This is a genomic window from Microbacterium testaceum StLB037, from assembly GCF_000202635.1.
GTDB classification, from domain to species: Bacteria; Actinomycetota; Actinomycetes; order Actinomycetales; family Microbacteriaceae; genus Microbacterium; species Microbacterium testaceum_F.
In genome coordinates this window covers 1,482,825-1,498,689 of record NC_015125.1, presented here as the reverse complement: position 1 = coordinate 1,498,689, position 15,865 = coordinate 1,482,825, and the positions used below count along the sequence as shown (strand labels likewise).

18 protein-coding genes are annotated in these 15,865 nt (G+C 71.3%); 11 read left to right on the top strand and 7 right to left on the bottom strand.

Annotated features, from left to right (window positions below):
* Window positions 1–2 precede the first annotated feature (2 nt).
* Entirely contained in the window at window positions 3–1,265 is a 1,263-nt protein-coding gene (locus MTES_RS06890; protein WP_013584501.1) for an FAD-dependent oxidoreductase, read from the top strand.
* 114 nt (window positions 1,266–1,379) lie between these two features.
* Here MTES_RS06890 and MTES_RS06885 read toward each other — a convergent pair whose 3' ends face one another.
* From MTES_RS06885 to fdhD, 3 genes are all read right to left on the bottom strand, one after another.
* Window positions 1,380–2,225: a hypothetical protein gene (locus MTES_RS06885; protein WP_013584500.1), complete on the bottom strand. Its 846-nt coding sequence runs from the start codon at window positions 2,223–2,225 to the stop codon at window positions 1,380–1,382.
* 69 nt (window positions 2,226–2,294) lie between these two features.
* Window positions 2,295–4,616 carry an FdhF/YdeP family oxidoreductase gene (locus MTES_RS06880; RefSeq protein ID WP_013584499.1) on the bottom strand — a complete coding sequence of 774 codons (2,322 nt, stop codon included), beginning with the start codon at window positions 4,614–4,616 and terminating at the stop codon, window positions 2,295–2,297.
* Window positions 4,617–4,676: 60 nt separating this feature from the next.
* The gene (fdhD, locus tag MTES_RS06875; protein ID WP_013584498.1) at window positions 4,677–5,567 is read right to left on the bottom strand and encodes a formate dehydrogenase accessory sulfurtransferase FdhD; all 891 of its coding nucleotides are present in this window, start codon (window positions 5,565–5,567) and stop codon (window positions 4,677–4,679) included.
* 385 nt (window positions 5,568–5,952) lie between these two features.
* Here fdhD and MTES_RS06870 point away from each other — a divergent pair, with 385 nt between their 5' ends.
* From MTES_RS06870 to MTES_RS18430, 6 genes are read left to right on the top strand one after another with little or no spacing between them, the layout of a single operon-like run.
* On the top strand, window positions 5,953–6,435 hold the full coding sequence (locus MTES_RS06870; RefSeq protein ID WP_013584497.1) for an Asp23/Gls24 family envelope stress response protein: 483 nt from the start codon (window positions 5,953–5,955) through the stop codon (window positions 6,433–6,435).
* The gene (locus MTES_RS06865; protein ID WP_013584496.1) at window positions 6,432–6,620 is read left to right on the top strand and encodes a DUF2273 domain-containing protein; all 189 of its coding nucleotides are present in this window, start codon (window positions 6,432–6,434) and stop codon (window positions 6,618–6,620) included. Before MTES_RS06870 ends, MTES_RS06865 begins: the two co-directional genes overlap by 4 nt.
* Window positions 6,617–7,009, top strand: coding sequence for a hypothetical protein (locus MTES_RS06860; RefSeq protein WP_013584495.1), 393 nt, complete (start codon window positions 6,617–6,619; stop codon window positions 7,007–7,009). Before MTES_RS06865 ends, MTES_RS06860 begins: the two co-directional genes overlap by 4 nt.
* Window positions 7,009–7,587: a DUF6286 domain-containing protein gene (locus MTES_RS06855; RefSeq protein WP_013584494.1), complete on the top strand. Its 579-nt coding sequence runs from the start codon at window positions 7,009–7,011 to the stop codon at window positions 7,585–7,587. Before MTES_RS06860 ends, MTES_RS06855 begins: the two co-directional genes overlap by 1 nt.
* Complete coding sequence (locus MTES_RS06850; protein WP_013584493.1) at window positions 7,587–8,174, top strand: hypothetical protein; 588 nt, start codon at window positions 7,587–7,589, stop codon at window positions 8,172–8,174. Before MTES_RS06855 ends, MTES_RS06850 begins: the two co-directional genes overlap by 1 nt.
* Before the next feature lie 17 nt (window positions 8,175–8,191).
* Window positions 8,192–9,166, top strand: coding sequence for an Asp23/Gls24 family envelope stress response protein (locus MTES_RS18430; protein WP_013584492.1), 975 nt, complete (start codon window positions 8,192–8,194; stop codon window positions 9,164–9,166).
* Window positions 9,167–9,228: 62 nt separating this feature from the next.
* On the opposite strand, the gene MTES_RS06840 is transcribed toward MTES_RS18430, so the two are convergent.
* On the bottom strand, window positions 9,229–9,714 hold the full coding sequence (locus tag MTES_RS06840) for a DUF1990 family protein (protein ID WP_043361140.1): 486 nt from the start codon (window positions 9,712–9,714) through the stop codon (window positions 9,229–9,231).
* Between the two features lie 337 nt (window positions 9,715–10,051).
* Between MTES_RS06840 and MTES_RS06835 the strand changes: the two genes are divergently transcribed.
* From MTES_RS06835 to MTES_RS19845, 3 genes are all read left to right on the top strand, one after another.
* Window positions 10,052–10,510, top strand: a complete 459-nt coding sequence (locus MTES_RS06835; protein ID WP_043361138.1) for a GNAT family N-acetyltransferase — start codon at window positions 10,052–10,054, stop codon at window positions 10,508–10,510.
* Between the two features lie 49 nt (window positions 10,511–10,559).
* The gene (gene glp, locus MTES_RS06830) at window positions 10,560–11,750 is read left to right on the top strand and encodes a gephyrin-like molybdotransferase Glp (RefSeq protein ID WP_013584489.1); all 1,191 of its coding nucleotides are present in this window, start codon (window positions 10,560–10,562) and stop codon (window positions 11,748–11,750) included.
* A gap of 129 nt (window positions 11,751–11,879) precedes the next feature.
* Complete coding sequence (locus tag MTES_RS19845) at window positions 11,880–12,746, top strand: DUF6457 domain-containing protein (protein WP_231848154.1); 867 nt, start codon at window positions 11,880–11,882, stop codon at window positions 12,744–12,746.
* A 4-nt stretch (window positions 12,747–12,750) separates the two neighbouring features.
* On the opposite strand, the gene MTES_RS06820 is transcribed toward MTES_RS19845, so the two are convergent.
* The 3 genes from MTES_RS06820 to MTES_RS06810 form a co-directional block, all read right to left on the bottom strand.
* Window positions 12,751–13,146, bottom strand: coding sequence for a type II toxin-antitoxin system VapC family toxin (locus MTES_RS06820; RefSeq protein ID WP_013584487.1), 396 nt, complete (start codon window positions 13,144–13,146; stop codon window positions 12,751–12,753).
* Window positions 13,143–13,394, bottom strand: a complete 252-nt coding sequence (locus tag MTES_RS06815) for a type II toxin-antitoxin system Phd/YefM family antitoxin (RefSeq protein WP_013584486.1) — start codon at window positions 13,392–13,394, stop codon at window positions 13,143–13,145. Before MTES_RS06815 ends, MTES_RS06820 begins: the two co-directional genes overlap by 4 nt.
* 92 nt (window positions 13,395–13,486) lie before the next feature.
* On the bottom strand, window positions 13,487–14,665 hold the full coding sequence (locus MTES_RS06810) for a citrate synthase (RefSeq protein ID WP_013584485.1): 1,179 nt from the start codon (window positions 14,663–14,665) through the stop codon (window positions 13,487–13,489).
* A 52-nt stretch (window positions 14,666–14,717) separates the two neighbouring features.
* Here MTES_RS06810 and MTES_RS06805 point away from each other — a divergent pair, with 52 nt between their 5' ends.
* Window positions 14,718–15,815, top strand: a complete 1,098-nt coding sequence (locus tag MTES_RS06805) for a citrate/2-methylcitrate synthase (protein WP_013584484.1) — start codon at window positions 14,718–14,720, stop codon at window positions 15,813–15,815.
* Window positions 15,816–15,865: the final 50 nt, after the last annotated feature.

Below are 15,865 nucleotides of genomic sequence, written 5' to 3'. Positions count from 1 at the left end.
CCATGGCACCTGGGGCGGAGAGCGGTGCGGATGCCACGACCTGCGCCATCGTCGGCGGCGGCCCCGCGGGGCTGGTGCTCGGGCTTCTGCTCGCGCGGGGTGGCATCCGGGTCACCGTTCTCGAGAAGCACGCGGATTTCCTGCGCGACTTCCGGGGCGACACCGTCCACCCCTCGACCCTCGGGCTGCTCGACGACCTCGGACTCTTCGAGCTCTTCGACGCCCTTCCTCAGTCCCGCGTGCGGCAGTTCCGGGTGCCCATGGCAGACGGCTCCGACGTGGTGCTGGCCGACCTCGATCGGCTGCCGGTGCGGCATCCGTACATCGCGATGGTGCCGCAATGGGACCTCCTCGACCTGCTCGCCGCGGCCGCCGAGGCGGAGCCGACCTTCACCCTGCTGCGCGAGCACGAGGTGACCGGGGTGCTCCGCGGGGGCGGGCGCGTCCGCGGCGTGATGTACCGATCCCCGCACGGCGAGGGCGAGGTGCGCGCCGACCTCACCGTCGCGTGCGACGGGCGGTGGTCCGTCGTCCGCCGGGCGGTCGGCTTCCCGGTGCGCGAGTTCCGCGTCCCGTTCGACGTGTGGTGGTTCCGCATCACGACCGTGCGACACCTCCCCGAGGCGCTGCTCCCGCGTATTCGGCGGGGCCGTATCGGCATCGCGATTCCGCGTCGCGGGTACGTGCAGGTCGCCTGGATCGGGCGGAAGGGGACGGATGCCGCGCTCCGCGCCGCCGGAATCGACGCGTTCCGCGCCGAGGTGGCCGAGCTTCTCCCCGACCTGGCCGATGACGTGCACACGATCTCTTCGATGGACGACGTGAAGCACCTCGATGTGCACCTCAACCGCCTCCGCCGGTGGCACGCGAACAGTGTGCTCTGCATCGGCGACGCCGCGCACGCGATGTCGCCCGCGGGAGGGGTGGGGATCAACCTCGCGGTTCAGGATGCCGTCGCCACCGCGCGCCTGCTCGCGGGACCGCTCCGCGACGGGGCGCTCGCGGGCGTCGGGTCCGGTCGCATCCTCGCCCGAGTCCAGCGCCGCCGTCGGTTCCCGACCATCGTGATCCAGACTCTGCAGCGCGTCGTGCACGCGCGGGTCATCGCGCCCGTGATCACGGGCCGGAAGGAGGTCGTCGTGCCCCGAGCCGCTGGCATCCTGTTGCGCCGGATGCGCGGGCTGAGCGTGGTCCCGGCGTTCGTGATCGGGGTGGGGCCGCGCCCGGAGCGGGTGCCGGGGTGGGCGCGGCGGGGTGGGGGATAGGAAAGGACCAGCCTCACGTCGAGGTGAGGAGTGCGGTGCGCCCGGGTGGCGTTGCTCGGCGTCACCCATCCAGTGTGGTCAGAAGGCGTCGTAATTCAGGACGGGGTGCAGCGGTCAGCTTTCCGAGGCGTCGGGCAGGCTGTTCCAAAGAGCCGAGCCTGCAATTGGGCTCGGGATGCTCGCGCAGTCGTCGAATCGGAGATCGTGCGCAGGATCCGAGAATCGCTTGAGCGCCGTCGTACGTGAACCCCCGCCGCGGAAGAACAGTAGAGCTCCCGCCAACGTGATGCGGTAAACAATCACGGGTTCCGCGGGGATTTGTTTAATGTTGGCGAGTCGACCGCTCTGGGTATCGACATCAAACCTGGGGGAGAGGAGGCCTTCCCTCTCGAGATTGGCCATAGCGTCGTTGAACGCGTCTACGCCCCCCGGCAGGAGCGCGATGATCGGTAGCAGTGGAGCGAAGATCGGGAGGTCGTCCAGATCATTTGTTGCGTCGATCGTCCGCCCGAGCAGATGATGACGCGCGGTTGAGTAGAGGATGTAATGCAGCCGCAACTGTGCCGACGACAATCGTCCTACGAGAGCAGTCCAGCTAATGGCGCTGTCGTCTGCGGCGTCAGTTGTACGGGCCGACGCCAGCACACCAGACAGATACTCGGCGACGAACTCATCCTCCGCCCACTGTGCCTTATCGAAGATGTCCGATGCGACGCGAGGGGGTACAGAGCCTTCCGCGCTCGGATCTACTTTGTCAGCAGCCTTGCGCAGAACTCGGTTGGCAAGCGCATCCTCCGACCAAAGCTCGACTCTGCGCTGCAAGTGACGCCCCATAGCCTCCACAGGCGGACCGAGGAATTTCATCCATAAAGATGCGCCGGCTTTTGCGGCCTCTGAGTTGTAGGCATCAGAAGCCTTCGCGAGGTGTGCCGCGGCAGCACCAACCATCGGATCAACCATATTTGGAGCCTAGATCGCAACGACGCTGCGTGGGCATTGCTTCAAGAAGTCATCACGCCAGAGTTTCCGCTACGCCGTCTTCGCGATCCGCACGCGGATGTCCTTCATCAGCGGCTGGTCGCTCTGGCGGCTGTAGTCGTCGGGGCCGAGGAGCACGTTCAGCTCGGGGAAGTAGCCCGCGGCGCTGCCGCGAGGGGTGTCGTACTCGAGCGCGCGGAAGCCCGTGACGCTACGCACCGAGCCGTCTCGCGAGGTCGCGACGATGTCGACCAGGTCACCCTCGGCGATGCCGCGCTCCTTCATGTCGCGGCGGTGCATGAACACCAGCTCGCGGATGTTGCGGACGCCGCGGTAGCGGTCGTCGGCCGAGTAGATCGTGGTGTTCCACTGGTCGTGCGAGCGCATGGTCTGCAGCACCAGCACGTCGGCTTCTTCGGGGATGACGTTCGGCAGCTCGGCATCCGAGAACTCCGCCTTGCCCGACGGCGTCTGGAAGTCGCGCTCGCGCGCGGGCTGGGGGATGCGGAAGCCGTAGTGCTGACGCACGAGCTCGTTGAAGCCCTCGAACCCGGGGAGCACCTTCGCCATCGTGTCGCGGATGCGGTCGTAGTCGCCCACGTACCACTCCCACGGGGTCGCCGAGTCGGGCATGGTGGCGCGGGCGATTCGCGCGATGATCTCCGGCTCGCTGAGCAGGTGCGGCGACGCGGGCTTGCGTGAGCCGAGTGAGAGCATGACCGAGCTCATGGCATCCTCGGTCGAGATCGACTGGGGGCCGGCCTCCTGGATGTCGCGCTCGGTGCGGCCGAGGCAGGGGAGGATCAGCGCTCGCTTGCCGTGGGTGAGGTGGCTGCGATTGAGCTTGGTGCTGACGTGGACGGTCAGCTCGCAGCGGCTCATGCCTTCGGCGGTGAGCTTCGTGTCGGGAGCAGCCCGGACGAAGTTGCCGCCCATGCCGAGGAACACCTTGAGGTCGCCGCGATGCAGGGCCGCCACCGTGTGCACGGTGTCGAGGCCGGGCTCTCGCGGTGAGGTGATGCCGCACACCTCGTCGAGCTTCGCGAGCCACTTCTCGGTGGGCTTGTGGTTGATGCCGCAGGTGCGGTTGCCCTGCACGTTGCTGTGGCCGCGCACGGGTGACGGGCCGGTGCCCTTGCGTCCGACATTGCCACGCAGCAGAAGAAGGTTCACGATCTCGCGGACCGTGTCGACGCCGTGCTGGTGCTGGCTGACGCCGAGGCACCAGCTGATCACGGTGCGGTCGGCGCTCAGGTAGACGTCGGCGGCGCCGCGGATCTCGGCTTCGGTCAGCCCGGCCTGCTCGACGAGCTGGTCCCACGGCGTGGACTCGACCAGGGCGCGATACTCGTCGAGGCCGGTCGTGTACTCGTCGAGGAAGGCCTGGTCGAGGGCGGTCGGATCGGTCTCGGACGCCTCGAACACGACCTTCGCCATGCCGCGGACGAGGGCGAGATCGCCGCCGGGACGCACCTGGAGGTTCATCGTGCTGGTGGGCGTCGAGTGGAAGGTCGCCATGTCGACGATCTCGTGCGGCACGATCGTGCGCGTGCCGGCGACCTCGCGCAGCGTGTTGACGTGCACGACCTGGGCCCCGCGATCGATCGCCTCGGCGAGGCTCGTCAGCATGCGGGGGGCATTGGAGGCCGCGTTCACACCGAGGACGAAGAGCGCGTCGCAGGTCTCCCAGTCCTCGAGGTCGGCGGTGCCCTTGGGGGTGGCGAGGGATGCCGTCAGCCCGCGCCCCGAACCTTCGTGGCACATGTTCGAGCAGTCGGGCAGGTTGTTCGTGCCGAGCTCGCGCGCGAACAGCTGGTAGAGGAACGACGCCTCGTTGCTGAGGCGGCCGGAGGTGTAGAACGCGGCCTGGTCGGGGGAATCGAGGGCCGTGATCTGCTCGGCGATGAGGCGGAACGCGTCGTTCCACGAGATCGGCACGTAGTGGTCGCCGGCGGCGTCGTAGACCATCGGGCCGACCAGTCGACCGGCATCTTCGAGCGCGAAATCGCTCCACTGCGACAGCTCGGTCACCGAGTGCTCGGCGAAGAACTCCTTGCCGACGCGCTTGTGCGTCATCTCCCACGTGACGTGTTTGATGCCGTTCTCGCAGATGTCGAGGGTGACGCCCTTGTCGTCGGGCCACGCGCACCCGGGGCAGTCGAAACCGCTCTTCGGGTGATTCATCGTGAACATCGCCCGTGTGCCTGCCACGGGCTGCCGTTGCTCGAGGAGCACCTTGCCGACCGTGAGGGCGGCTCCCCACCCGGCGGCGGGGTGCTCGTACTCGCCCGTGCTCGACCACTCGCCCGTCACGGCCGGTCCGAGGCCTCCCTGACGCGGCTCCTCGGTCATCAGCCCGAACGATTCACCCATGCTCACCCTCCGTGGATTTCGGTGCCGGGCCGGTGGCATCCACACGTCCCGCGCTCTTCGTCAGCGTACGCTCGACGCTTCTGCGGCAGAGGGGGTTGTGGGCGCGTCCGTGGAGGGAACCGCGATTCGGTCGGCGCGGGAGTACAGGTTCATGCTGCCCCCGCGTACGAAGGCGGCGAGGCTGAGCCCCGCGCGCTCGGCCAGCTCGATCGCGAGCGACGACGGCGCGGAAACGGCCGACAGCACCGGGATGCCGGCCATCACGGCCTTCTGCACGAGCTCGAAGCTCACGCGGCCCGACACCTGGAGCACCGTGCCGCGCAGCGGGAGTCGGTCGTTCAGCAGCGCCCACCCGACCACCTTGTCGACCGCGTTGTGCCGACCGACGTCTTCGCGCACGACGAGCATCTCGCCGGAGAAGATGTCGAAGAGCGCGGCACCGTGCAGGCCGCCCGTCTTGTCGAACACCTTCTGCCCCTCGCGCAGGCGGTCCGGGAACGCCGCGAGGTCCCGGGCGTCGACGCGCACGTCGTCGGCTGACACGTCGTACGTCGACACCTTCTCCACCGCCTCGATCGAGGCCGTTCCGCACACACCGCATGAACTCGTCGTATAGAAGGAGCGCGCGATGTCGGGGGAGGGGAGTGCGACCCCGGGCGCGAGCGTCAGGTCGAGCACGTTGTAGGTGTTGCCATCGGCCCCGCCGGTCCCCGGTCCGCCGCAGTGGATCGCGCGGGCGAACTGATCTCCGCGGCTGAGGACGCCCTCCGACACGAGGAATCCCGCCGCCAGTTCGACATCGTGCCCGGGGGTGCGCATCGTGACGGCCAACGGCGAGCCCGCGACGCGGATCTCGAGCGGCTCCTCGACGGCGATGGCATCCGGTCTCTGCCGATTCATCCCGTCGAGGGTGATGCGGGTGACCCGGCGGGAGGCGGTGAGGCGACCCACGTCAGGGCCGTGTCGAGGAGGGGGAGGGGGACATGGGTCGAGCGTACGCCGCGGCTGCGGGGGCAGGCCGCGATGCGTCCGCGGCGGGCGGCCGGGCCGGCGGCGAGGGGAGGAGATCCGGCGTCGGGAGGACCGCTCGAGCCCGCGGCATCCTCCTTTCCCCGAATCTCCTCCCCTCAGTGCACGCCCCGCACCGTGACCCCTTGGGAGCGCGTCCAGCCCCGGAATCCCGCGGAAATCGACCATCTGCATTCGTCTGCATGCAGATTTCGAGAGATATTTCCATCCCCCGCGTGACGTTTCTTGCCCTGGGTACGTCTTATCCACGTAGGCCAAAGCGCCCACCCCGGCACCGCCGGGAAGCACACGTGAAAGGCACACCGACATGGCTACCGACGCCCCCACCACCCCCGCCGCGCAGAACGTCCCCCAGACGGCATCGCGCGTGAACCGTCCCCTGAGCGCCCGTGGCGCGGAGACCCCGACCGAGGGCAAGACCACGATCGCCGAGGGCGTCGTCGCGAAGGTCGCCGGTATCGCGGCCCGTGAGGTCGCCGGCGTGTACGCCCTGGGTGGCGGCGGAGCCCGCGCGCTCGGTGCCATCCGCGACGCGATCAACGCCACCGACCTGACGCAGGGCGTCAAGGTCGAGGTCGGCGAGACCCAGGCCGCCGCCGACATCACGATCGTCGTGGAATACGGCGCCCCCATCCAGGAGGTCGCCGACCAGGTCCGCGGCCGCGTCGCCGGGGCCATCAACCGCCTCGTCGGTCTCGAGGTCGTCGAGGTCAACGTCGACGTGAACGACGTCCACATCCCGGGCGACGACAACAACGACGACGACAGCAACGAAAAGCGCGTCCAGTGAGCGCCACCACGAAGGGCGCTCTCGCCGGGCTCGTCCTCGCCCTCAGCGCCCTGATCTTCGGCTTCTGGGGATTCATCCTCGTCGCCCTGTTCATGGCCATCGGAATCGTCGTCGCACGCATCACCGCGGGCGAGATCGATTTCGGGAACATCGTCAACGCCTTCAAGGGTCGGAGCACATCGTGACCACCGTCACCGCTTCCCCCGGGGTCGGCAGCCGCACCACGGTTGCCGGCCCCGGCCTCCCCGCGGGTCGCGTGAACGTCGCCGACCGCGTTCTGCAGAAGACGGCGGAGCGTGCCGCGGCCGACATCATCGGGGTGGATGCCAAGAACGTCCGCGTCGACATCGTCTCGGCGCGCGACACCGCCGTGGTGCGGGTCACCACGCCGTTCCCCGTCCCGCGCCTCGACGACACGGCCGCGGTCGGCGCGGCCGTCCCCGTCCTCGAGGCGGCCCGCTCGGCGCAGTCCGCGCTGCGGTCGCGACTGTCGCACCTGTTCGGCCGCGACGTCTCGCGGGTCGACCTGACCATCTCGGGCGCCACCGTCCCCCAGCGAAAGCGAGTGCTGTGATGACCGATACCGTGCTCCGCACCGTCGTGCGTCGCGAGACGCACTCGCCGCGCACCGTGGCCATGCTCGTCGTGGTCCTGCTGACGCTGCTCGTCCTGGCGTACGCCGTGGTCGAGATCGTCCTGGCCCTTCTCGGCCGGCAGCCGCTGCTCGTCTCCCCGGGCGCCGCGCTCAACGCCGTCGTCGAGGCTCCGACCGCGCTCCAGCCCGTCGCCTTCATCGTCGGCGGCATCGTCCTCGCGCTCGTGGGCCTGATCGTTCTGATCCTCGCCCTCAAGCCCGGGCGCCTGTCGCGCCACGAGATGGCGTGGGGCGACCGAGCCGTCGTCGTCGACAACGGCGTCGTGGCATCCGCCCTCGCTCAGCACCTGAGCAACGAGTCGGGCATCGCCCGGGACGACATCGTCGTCGGCGTCGCCCACCGCACCGTCGACGTCACGGTGCGCCCCCCTGTCGGCATCCCGGTCGACGAGGCGCAGCTGCGCCGCATCGTCGACGAGGAGATCTCGACCTACAAGCTCTCGCCCGCCGTGCGCACCCAGCTGCGCGTGCAGCGCCCCGACACCAAGGAGTCCTGATGAACGCCACGCGCCGCGGTCTGAACCGCTTCGTCCTCTTCCTCGTCGGTGTCGTGCTGCTGGCTGCGGGCGCCCTGGCGCTCGCCGTGGCGCTGCTCCCCGGCGGCGCCGACACCTGGACGTCCGTCATGGGCGGCTTCCAGGGCTGGCTCGAGTCGCTCGGGCGTGAATCCGCGGGCTGGGGTGCCGTCGCCGCCCTCGTCGTGCTGGCACTTCTCCTCGTCGTGATCGCGTCCGCCGCGGTCCGTGGTCGCCGTCAGGCACCTCTCCAGTCCACGGGCAGCGACAGCGCCGAGGGGCGCATCACGGTCACCGACGGTTTCGCCGCCGAGGCGCTGAAGAACGCGCTCGCCGAGCGCGACGAGATCCTGTCGTCGCGCATCAGCGCGGGCGAGATCCAGCGCGAGTCGGTGCTGCACGTCTCGGTGACCCCGCGACAGAACACCTCGCCGCGCCAGGTGGCCGAGCACATCGACACGCTCGTCACCAACCTCGCCGCCCTCACCGGGCAGAACCTGCGCGCCTACATCTCCATCCACTCGGGTCTGCGCGCCAAGCTCGCGCGCGACAACACCCGCGTGCACTGATCCCACCAGGAGACGTCATGACCAGCATCGACACACCCACCCTCGACGCGGCGGCGGAACTCGCGGCCACGGCCGCGGGGACCGTCAACGGGGTGCACGCCCTCGGCAGCCTCCTGGGGCGGGCCTCGGATGCCGTCCGCGAACGCGTCGGCCTCGCGAGCACGGTTCCGGGGGTCAAGATCGACACCGACCGCGCCGATTCGGTGACGGCGACCATCTCGCTCGTCGTGGACTACCCGCACAAGCTGCACGAGGTCTCGCACGCCGTGCGCTCGGCGGTGAAGACGGCGCTCGAGCCTCTCGGGCGCGGCACGGTCGACGTCGATGTGGTGGTCACCGGGGTCTTCGGCCCCTTCGACCGCGACGTCGTCGACCAGGCGGAGGAGAAAGCGGATGCCATCGCCGCCGGCGCCCGTGACGCGGCGGACCGGGTGAAGGAGCGGACGGATGCCACGGTGGCCCGCGCCTCCGAAACGGTCGACGACGTGCGAGCCCGGGCCTCGGCGGCTGTCGACGACGGGGTGACCGCTTCGAGGGACATCGCCGCCCGTGCCGCGCAGACGGTCGATGCGGCCGTCGCCAGGAGCAAGGACGTCGCCGCCGGTGCGGCCGCCGCCGTGGACGAGACGGTGAAGGCGGCGCGCGAGCGGGTGGTCGCGGCGGACGCCGACGCGGACGTTGCCGACGCGGACGTTGTCGACGCGGACATCGACGCTGCGGATCGCCTCACCGACGGGCTCGAGCCCCAGCGCGCCGCCTCGGACGCGCCCTCCGCTGATGCGTCGACCGCTCACGGCGTCGACGCGCCGAGCGGGGACAGCGCGGGTGCGTCCACCGCCCACCGTGCCGACGTGAGCGACGTGGTCGCCGACGCCCTCGAAGACGCTGCGATCGACATCGCGATCGCCGCCGACGAGGTGCGCGCCGACGACAAGACGCCGGCCACCGACAGCGTGCAGTCGCTCGTGGAGGACGAGCGTCCGAAGAACTGACGCAGAAAGCGAGAACGGGCGCCCCGGGCATTGCCGAGGCGCCCTTCTTCGTGCGCGGTGGGCTACAGCGCGCGGAGATACCGTCGCGTCATCCACGCCTGCACGAATCGGCCGAGGGGAGCGCCCACGCGGGTGAACCAGCGACCCGGGGCCGAGAACGCGGCGATCTCGAACACGACCTCACCCGAGGGAAGGAGCGTGAGCGTGAAGCGTTCCTCGCCGCGCTCGGGGTGTCCGGGCAGCGTGCCGTAGGCGAACCCCGCGGTCGTCGCGGTGCGCTCGGCCCACACGATGAGGCACGGAATCCGGAAGCTCAGGATGCCGAGCCCCAACCGCATCGTGACACGGTCGCCCTCGCGCAGCGGGGTGTGGGGCATCTCGACCCGCGCCCCGGCCCGCCGCTGGGCCTCGCCCGCGAGGAGGGCGTCGGCGGCGCGCGCGAACACCTCAGGACCCTGGCCGATCACGCGGCGGGCGCGCACGTGGTGGTAACCCGGCGGCATTTCTCCGGCGGTCGCGCCGACCTCGTCGTAGGTCAGGTCGTCCATGAGGGCCACGGTAGTCGGGCGGGGGTGTGGGTCGCGCGGGATTGCGGCGGGTCCGGCGTGGGTTGCGGCCGGGGCACGCCGCGGGGGCGGCTGGGGGTGTGGCGGGGTCGCGGGCGGGGTTCCGCGCGGCTGCGGCGGTGGCGGCCGGGGTTCCCCGCGGCTGCGGCGGTGGCGAGAGGAGGAGATCTGGGGGAGGGAGGAGGTGGGATCGCTCCCGGGCCCTCCGCCCGCCGAATCTCCTCCGCTCGCCACAGTTCGCGGCGCGGCGCAGGCTCCGCACGCACCAGAGGCGCACGCGGGCGCCGCCGATGTCGGAGGCGGCTGCGAGGATGGGCGCATGATCGAGTTCCGCGAAGCGCGACCCGCCGACGTCGAGGCGATGGTCGAGGTGCAGAACGCGATCCATCGCGCGGGGCTCCGGCCGTCGCCGGTCGACGCAGCCCTCGTCGAGGAGCGCTACTTCGACGCCGAGCACGGCATCTCCTGCACCGTCGCCGACCGCGACAGAGGGGTGGTGGGCTTCCAGTCGCTCAAGCGCGCATGGCCGGGCAACCCGTACGGGGTCGAGGAGGGCTGGGGCATCATCGGCACCCACATCCATCCCGAGGTGGGCCGCAGCGGCATCGGCCGCAGCCTGTTCGCGCGATCTCTCGCCGCAGCCGAGGCCGCGGGCCTGCGGCACATCGACGCGACCATCGGCGCCGACAATGCGCCGGGGCTCGCCTACTACCGGGCCATGGGGTTCGTGCCCTACCGCGACGGCGACGGCGCGATCCCGCACCGGTTCGACCTCTGACCCCGGCCTACGCTGCTTTCATGGCCTCGCCCCGTACCGGAACGACCGCATGATCGACGTCGCCGAGCACCTCGCCGCCGTCCTCGAGCGGGTCGTCCCTCTCGTCCCCGAGACGCGCGCGGTGGGGTCCGCGCGCGGCCGGGTGCTGCGGCATCCTGTTCTCGCGAGAGTCGACGTGCCGGGATTCGACAGTTCCGCGATGGACGGCTTCGCGGTCCGCGAGTTCGGCGCCCTCCCGGCCACGCTGCGGGTCATCGCCGATCTGCCCGCCGGGACCCGGGATGATCCGAGAATGGATGCCGGCGAAGCCGCCCGCATCATGACGGGCGCGCCCGTGCCGACCGACGCCACCGCGGTCGTCCCGTTCGAAGACACCGAGCGCGGGCTCGACGGGGGCCTCGGCGACGTCACCGTCCTCGCCGCCCCGCGCGGTCCGGGAGCCCATATTCGCCGCCGCGGTTCGGATGTGCGGGAGGGCGACCTCGTCGTCGCGGAGGGCGTTCGGCTGACCGCCGCTCGACTCGGCGCCATCGCGGCAGCGGGTGTCGGGACGGTTTCGGTGTCGCGCGCGCCGCGCGTGGCCGTGGTGTCGACGGGCTCGGAGTTGCAGCCCGCCGGCGAACCGCTGCGCCGCGGGCAGATCCCCGAGTCGAACAGCGTGCTCCTCGCCGGTCTCGCGGAAGAGGCCGGAGCCGAGATCGTGCTGCGCACGAGCGTCGGCGACGAGGGTGACGGTCCGCGCGAGGCCATCGCCGCCGCCGAAGCCGCCGGCGCGGACGTCGTCGTGTTCTCGGGAGGGGTCAGCGCGGGCGCGTATGAGGTCGTCAAGAACACCCTGGGCGATCTCATGCGCTTCGACCGCGTGCGCATGCAACCGGGCAAGCCCCAGGGCTTCGGGAGCACCCCCTCGGGCACCCTGTTGTTCGGGCTGCCCGGCAACCCCGTGAGCGCCGCGGTGTCGTTCGAGCTGTTCGTTCGACCGGCTCTCCGTGCCCTCGAGGGTGACGCCGATCTCGGCCGTGAGACCGTGCGGGTCGCGCTCGCCGCCGACCGTCGGGCCCGACCCGAGCGCGTGCAGTATGTGCCGGTGCGCCTGGACCGCTCCGATCCCGCTCGCTGGACGGCCTCGCCGACCGCCCATGGAACCCGGGGCCTGGGGGATGCCGACGGTCTCGCGATCATCCCGCCGAGCGACCGCGACGTCGAAGCCGGCGACCTCGTGACGGTGACGCGGTGGTGAGGGCGTCACGGGACGCGGTGGTGGCGGCGTCGGGTGGCCCGGTGGTGACGGGTGACGCGGCGGTGACGGGAGCGCGGCGGTGTCGGGTGACGCGGCGGTGACGGGAGCGCGGTGGTGTCGGGTGGCGCGGTGGTGACGGAAGACGGGGCGGTGACGGAAGACGCGGCGGTGACCGTCGACGCGATCCTGCTCGCCGGGGGCCGCGCGTCGCGCGTGGACGGCGCCGCCAAACCGCTCTTCGAGGTCAACGGTCGAACACTGCTGCGCGCGGGATTCGACGCGGTCCGCGCGGGCGGCGCGCGGAAGATCGTGGTCGTCGGTCCGAGACTCGACGACGACCTCGCCGTCACGTGGACCCGCGAGGACCCGCCCTTCGGCGGCCCGGTCGCCGCCCTCATCGCGGCTCTCGCCGACGTGGACGCCGCCGAGGTCTTCGTCCTCGCCTGCGACCTGCCGACAGCCGGCCCGGCCGTGGCGGCCCTGCCCGACCCGCTCCCGACGGGCGTCGACGGGGCGTGCCTCGACGATGGTCGGCGTCAGTGGCTCATCGGGCGGTACCGGACTGCGGCGCTGAGGGCGGCGGCATCCGGTCTCCCCGATCGAGGACGGGATGCCGCGATGCGTGCGCTGCTCGGCGGGCTGCGCATCGAGCCGGTCGCCGTCAACCCGGCCCTGACGCGCGACGTCGACACGTGGGACGATCTTCGAACAGCCCGAGGAGGAGCCATGACCGAGTCCCGCACCCTGCCGCCCGAGGCCCTGAACGAGTGGAGCGCCGCCCTCGCCGAGCGCTTCGGCCTGAGCGAGGGCGACATCCCCATCTCGCTGATCCTCGATCTCGCGCGCGACGTCGCGAACGGCGTGGCCCGCCCGGCCGCTCCGCTGAGCGCGTTCGTCGCGGGGCTCGTCGCCGGTCGCGCCGGCGGCTCGCCCTCCGACACCCAGGCCGCGGTGGCGGCGGTGGTCGAGATGGCCCGTGGGTGGGAGAACCGCTGAGTCGTTAGCTCCGGCCGATCACGTCGACCGCGAGACCGCCGGATGCCGCGTGCAGCCGCGCGTCGTTCGTCCAGAACGCCGTGCATCCCGCCTGGCGTGCGATCCCGAGATGAAGAGCATCCGCTGTTCGCAGACCCCGATACCGGGCACGCAGCAGCGCCGCGTCGAGGTAGGCATCCGGTTCCACCGGGAGCAGCTCGAACGCGTCGAAGGCGGTCCACATGCGCAGCTGTGCCTCGGCATCGGCATCTCGCATCGGCCCGACGAGCGATTCGAGAACAGCCAACGGGCTGGTCGCAATCGGTTCCTCCGCTTCGGCGAGGGCCGAGCGCGCACGCTCGCCGACGTGGTCGTCGCGCTCGACGGCGTAGATCACCAGGCAACTGTCGACGTAGATCACGCCCCGGAGGCTCGGTTCTCCGCGACGATCGCCTCGATCTCGTTGACGGGCCTGGCTTGTTCGGGCGTCAGAGGATGTTCCTGAAGCCACTTCGCGAAGGCGTTTCGCGGACGCGGCCGTGCGTCATCGATCGGCACCAGCCGCGCAACCGGGACGCCGCGCCGCGCGATCGTCACCTCGGCCCCCGACTCGGCATCGGCGATGAGCTTCGACAGGTTGTTCCGCGCTTCGAGGACGTTGTACATCATGCCGGCAACCTAGCCAGGCAGCTGGCTAGATCGAGGGCTGCGGGTGCCGATTTCACCTCTCGGCCGCTGGAAGCTCGTCCGAAGGGCGCGCCTCACCGCCCCACGTACTCGCCCCGGGGGCGCAGGCGCATCGGCCGCTCCGCGTACTCGGCCCGGATGTGCGCGATCCAGCCCGCGAGGCGTCCCACGACGAAGATCGTGCTCGCGGCCTCGTCGGGAAGCCGGGCTCCGGATGCCAGTGCCGCCAGCGCGAGATCCACGTTCGGCCGCAGGCGCGTGCGGTCGGCGACGACGTCGCTGAGGCGGCGCACGGCATCCATCGTCGGCTCCCCGTCGGGAAGACGCGCGACGAACGAGAACAGGGCGTCGGCCCGGTCGTCGATCCCGGGGTAGAGCGGGTGACCGAAGCCCGGGATGCCGTTGCCGTCCTGCAGCGCTTCGGTCAGGGCCCGCTCGGGTTCGAGGCCCCGTCGTACGCGCGCGAACAGGCGTGCCGTCCGCGCCGCCGCCGAGATGTGCAGCGGGGAGTCCGCCGCGCCGAGGGCGGCGCTCACCGCCGCGTACCCGTCGGCCCGCGCCGAGGCGGCCACGCGCGCGGCGAAGGTCGACACCGCCAGGTCGTGGTCGATGAGCAGGATGAGGGCGGCGTTGACGGCGGCGACGGTGGCGTCGTCGACGGGCGCGCGCCAGGCGCTGACGAGCGATCGGGCGATGTCGTGATGGGGGTCGCCGCCGAGAGCGACGGGCAGGCCCGTGAGCAGGGTCCACCCGATGCGGTGCAGGGTGGCCGGGGAGGCGTCGTGGCGGAGGGGATCGTCGGCGGCGAAGCCGGTCAGGGCCGCGCGCAGTCGATCCATGGCGCCCGCGTGCGGAGGGAGCGCCGCGACCATCTCCCTCGCGCTGCCGATCGCGGGATCGGGGGCGTTCTCGCGCTCGGACTCCCAGAGCCACTCCACGATCTCGGCGAACGGGCGCTCGGTGAGATCACGGGCGCGGCGGCCGCGGTACAGCAGCTCGCCGTCCTCGATGTCGGCGATATCGGTGTGCACGACGGCGAGAGGCATCCCCGTGGTCGGGTGGACGACCGCCGGCGCGGCGCGGCGGCGCGCCCCGGCGAACGTCTCGACCTCGAGCGCGTCGAATGTCGAGCCGTGCGCGTCGCGCTCGCGGCGGAGGAGGCCGCGCGAGACGTACGCGTACACCGTCTGCGGCTTGACGCCGAGGCGGGCGGCGACCTGGGCGGCCGTGAGGCGGGGGAGCGGGGATGCCATATTGATCCGATCAACGTTGACGCTGTTGCGGTCATGTTCGCACACTGAGCGCATGAGCGACCTGATCGATGTGCCCCGCGGACTCAACGGCGTCGTCGCCGCCGAGACCGCCATCAGCGATGTCAACGGCGACGCCGGCTTCTACCACTACCGCGGTCACTCGGCCACCGACCTGGCCCGCGAGCGATCGTTCGAGGACGTCTGGCACCTGCTCGTCGTGCGCGAGCTCCCCGACGCCGCCGCATCGGCCGCCTTCGCCGAACGCCTCGCGAACGTTCGGACGGACCCCCGGATGCCGGACCTCCTCGCCGCGGTCGCGGACCACACCGCGCAGCCGCTCGCGCGCCTCCGCGCGGTGTGGACGCTCGCGGCATCCGTCCGCCGGTCGTCGCCGCTCTACGACCTCGGCGAGGAGGAGCGGCTCGGCGAGGCGATCGCCTTCGCCGCGATGGCGCCGGCCGCTCTCGCCGGCGGAGGATCCGGGGCCGGGGGTGGCGTCGTCGCCGACTACCTCGAACGGGTCACCGGGGTCGCGCCCGACGCCGCGCACGAGCGCGCGCTGTCGGCCTACCTCATCGCGGCGATGGACCACGGCTTCAACGCCTCGACGTTCACGGCCCGGGTCATCGCGTCGACGGGGGCCGACATGGCATCCTGTCTCACCGGCGCCGTCGGCGCTCTGTCCGGACCTCTGCACGGGGGAGCTCCCGCGCGGGCGCTCGACAGCCTCGATCGCGCCGGGGCCGACCCGGAGAGCTGGATCGCCGGGGAACTCGCGGCGGGACGCCGGCTGATGGGGTTCGGACACGCGGTGTATCGGACGGCCGATCCGCGTTCAGAGCTCCTGCGCGAGGTTGCGCGCGGCCTGGGCGGAGACCGCGTCGCGCAGGCGCTGGCCTTCCAGGAGGAGGCCGAGCGGCAACTGGCGGAGTACCGCCCCGACCGCCCCCTGCACGCGAACGTCGAGTTCTACGCGGCCGTCGTCATGGAGCAGTGCGGAATCCCGCGTCACCTGTTCACGCCCACCTTCGCGCTCGCGCGCACGATCGGCTGGACGGCCCACGTGCTGGAGCAGGCGCGCGACCCGAAGATCATCCGCCCGTCGGCGCGGTACGTCGGGCCTGCGCCGGCTCCGCGGACGGGCCTCTGAGCCGACTCATCGCGTTCTCTGATCGAACTCCTCAGCGTCGGTTCCGTCCC

Excerpts from the sequence above, each read along its gene's own strand:
- MTES_RS06890 (WP_013584501.1), top strand. The coding sequence starts at position 3 with ATGGCACCTGGGGCGGAGAGCGGTGCGGATGCCACGACCTGCGCCATC.
- MTES_RS06885 (WP_013584500.1), bottom strand. The coding sequence starts at position 2,225 with ATGGTTGATCCGATGGTTGGTGCTGCCGCGGCACACCTCGCGAAGGCT.
- MTES_RS06880 (WP_013584499.1), bottom strand. The coding sequence starts at position 4,616 with ATGGGTGAATCGTTCGGGCTGATGACCGAGGAGCCGCGTCAGGGAGGC.
- MTES_RS06870 (WP_013584497.1), top strand. The coding sequence starts at position 5,953 with ATGGCTACCGACGCCCCCACCACCCCCGCCGCGCAGAACGTCCCCCAG.
- MTES_RS06855 (WP_013584494.1), top strand. The coding sequence starts at position 7,009 with ATGACCGATACCGTGCTCCGCACCGTCGTGCGTCGCGAGACGCACTCG.
- MTES_RS06850 (WP_013584493.1), top strand. The coding sequence starts at position 7,587 with ATGAACGCCACGCGCCGCGGTCTGAACCGCTTCGTCCTCTTCCTCGTC.
- MTES_RS18430 (WP_013584492.1), top strand. The coding sequence starts at position 8,192 with ATGACCAGCATCGACACACCCACCCTCGACGCGGCGGCGGAACTCGCG.
- MTES_RS06840 (WP_043361140.1), bottom strand. The coding sequence starts at position 9,714 with ATGGACGACCTGACCTACGACGAGGTCGGCGCGACCGCCGGAGAAATG.
- MTES_RS06835 (WP_043361138.1), top strand. The coding sequence starts at position 10,052 with ATGATCGAGTTCCGCGAAGCGCGACCCGCCGACGTCGAGGCGATGGTC.
- glp (WP_013584489.1), top strand. The coding sequence starts at position 10,560 with ATGATCGACGTCGCCGAGCACCTCGCCGCCGTCCTCGAGCGGGTCGTC.
- MTES_RS06815 (WP_013584486.1), bottom strand. The coding sequence starts at position 13,394 with ATGATGTACAACGTCCTCGAAGCGCGGAACAACCTGTCGAAGCTCATC.
- MTES_RS06810 (WP_013584485.1), bottom strand. The coding sequence starts at position 14,665 with ATGGCATCCCCGCTCCCCCGCCTCACGGCCGCCCAGGTCGCCGCCCGC.
- MTES_RS06805 (WP_013584484.1), top strand. The coding sequence starts at position 14,718 with ATGAGCGACCTGATCGATGTGCCCCGCGGACTCAACGGCGTCGTCGCC.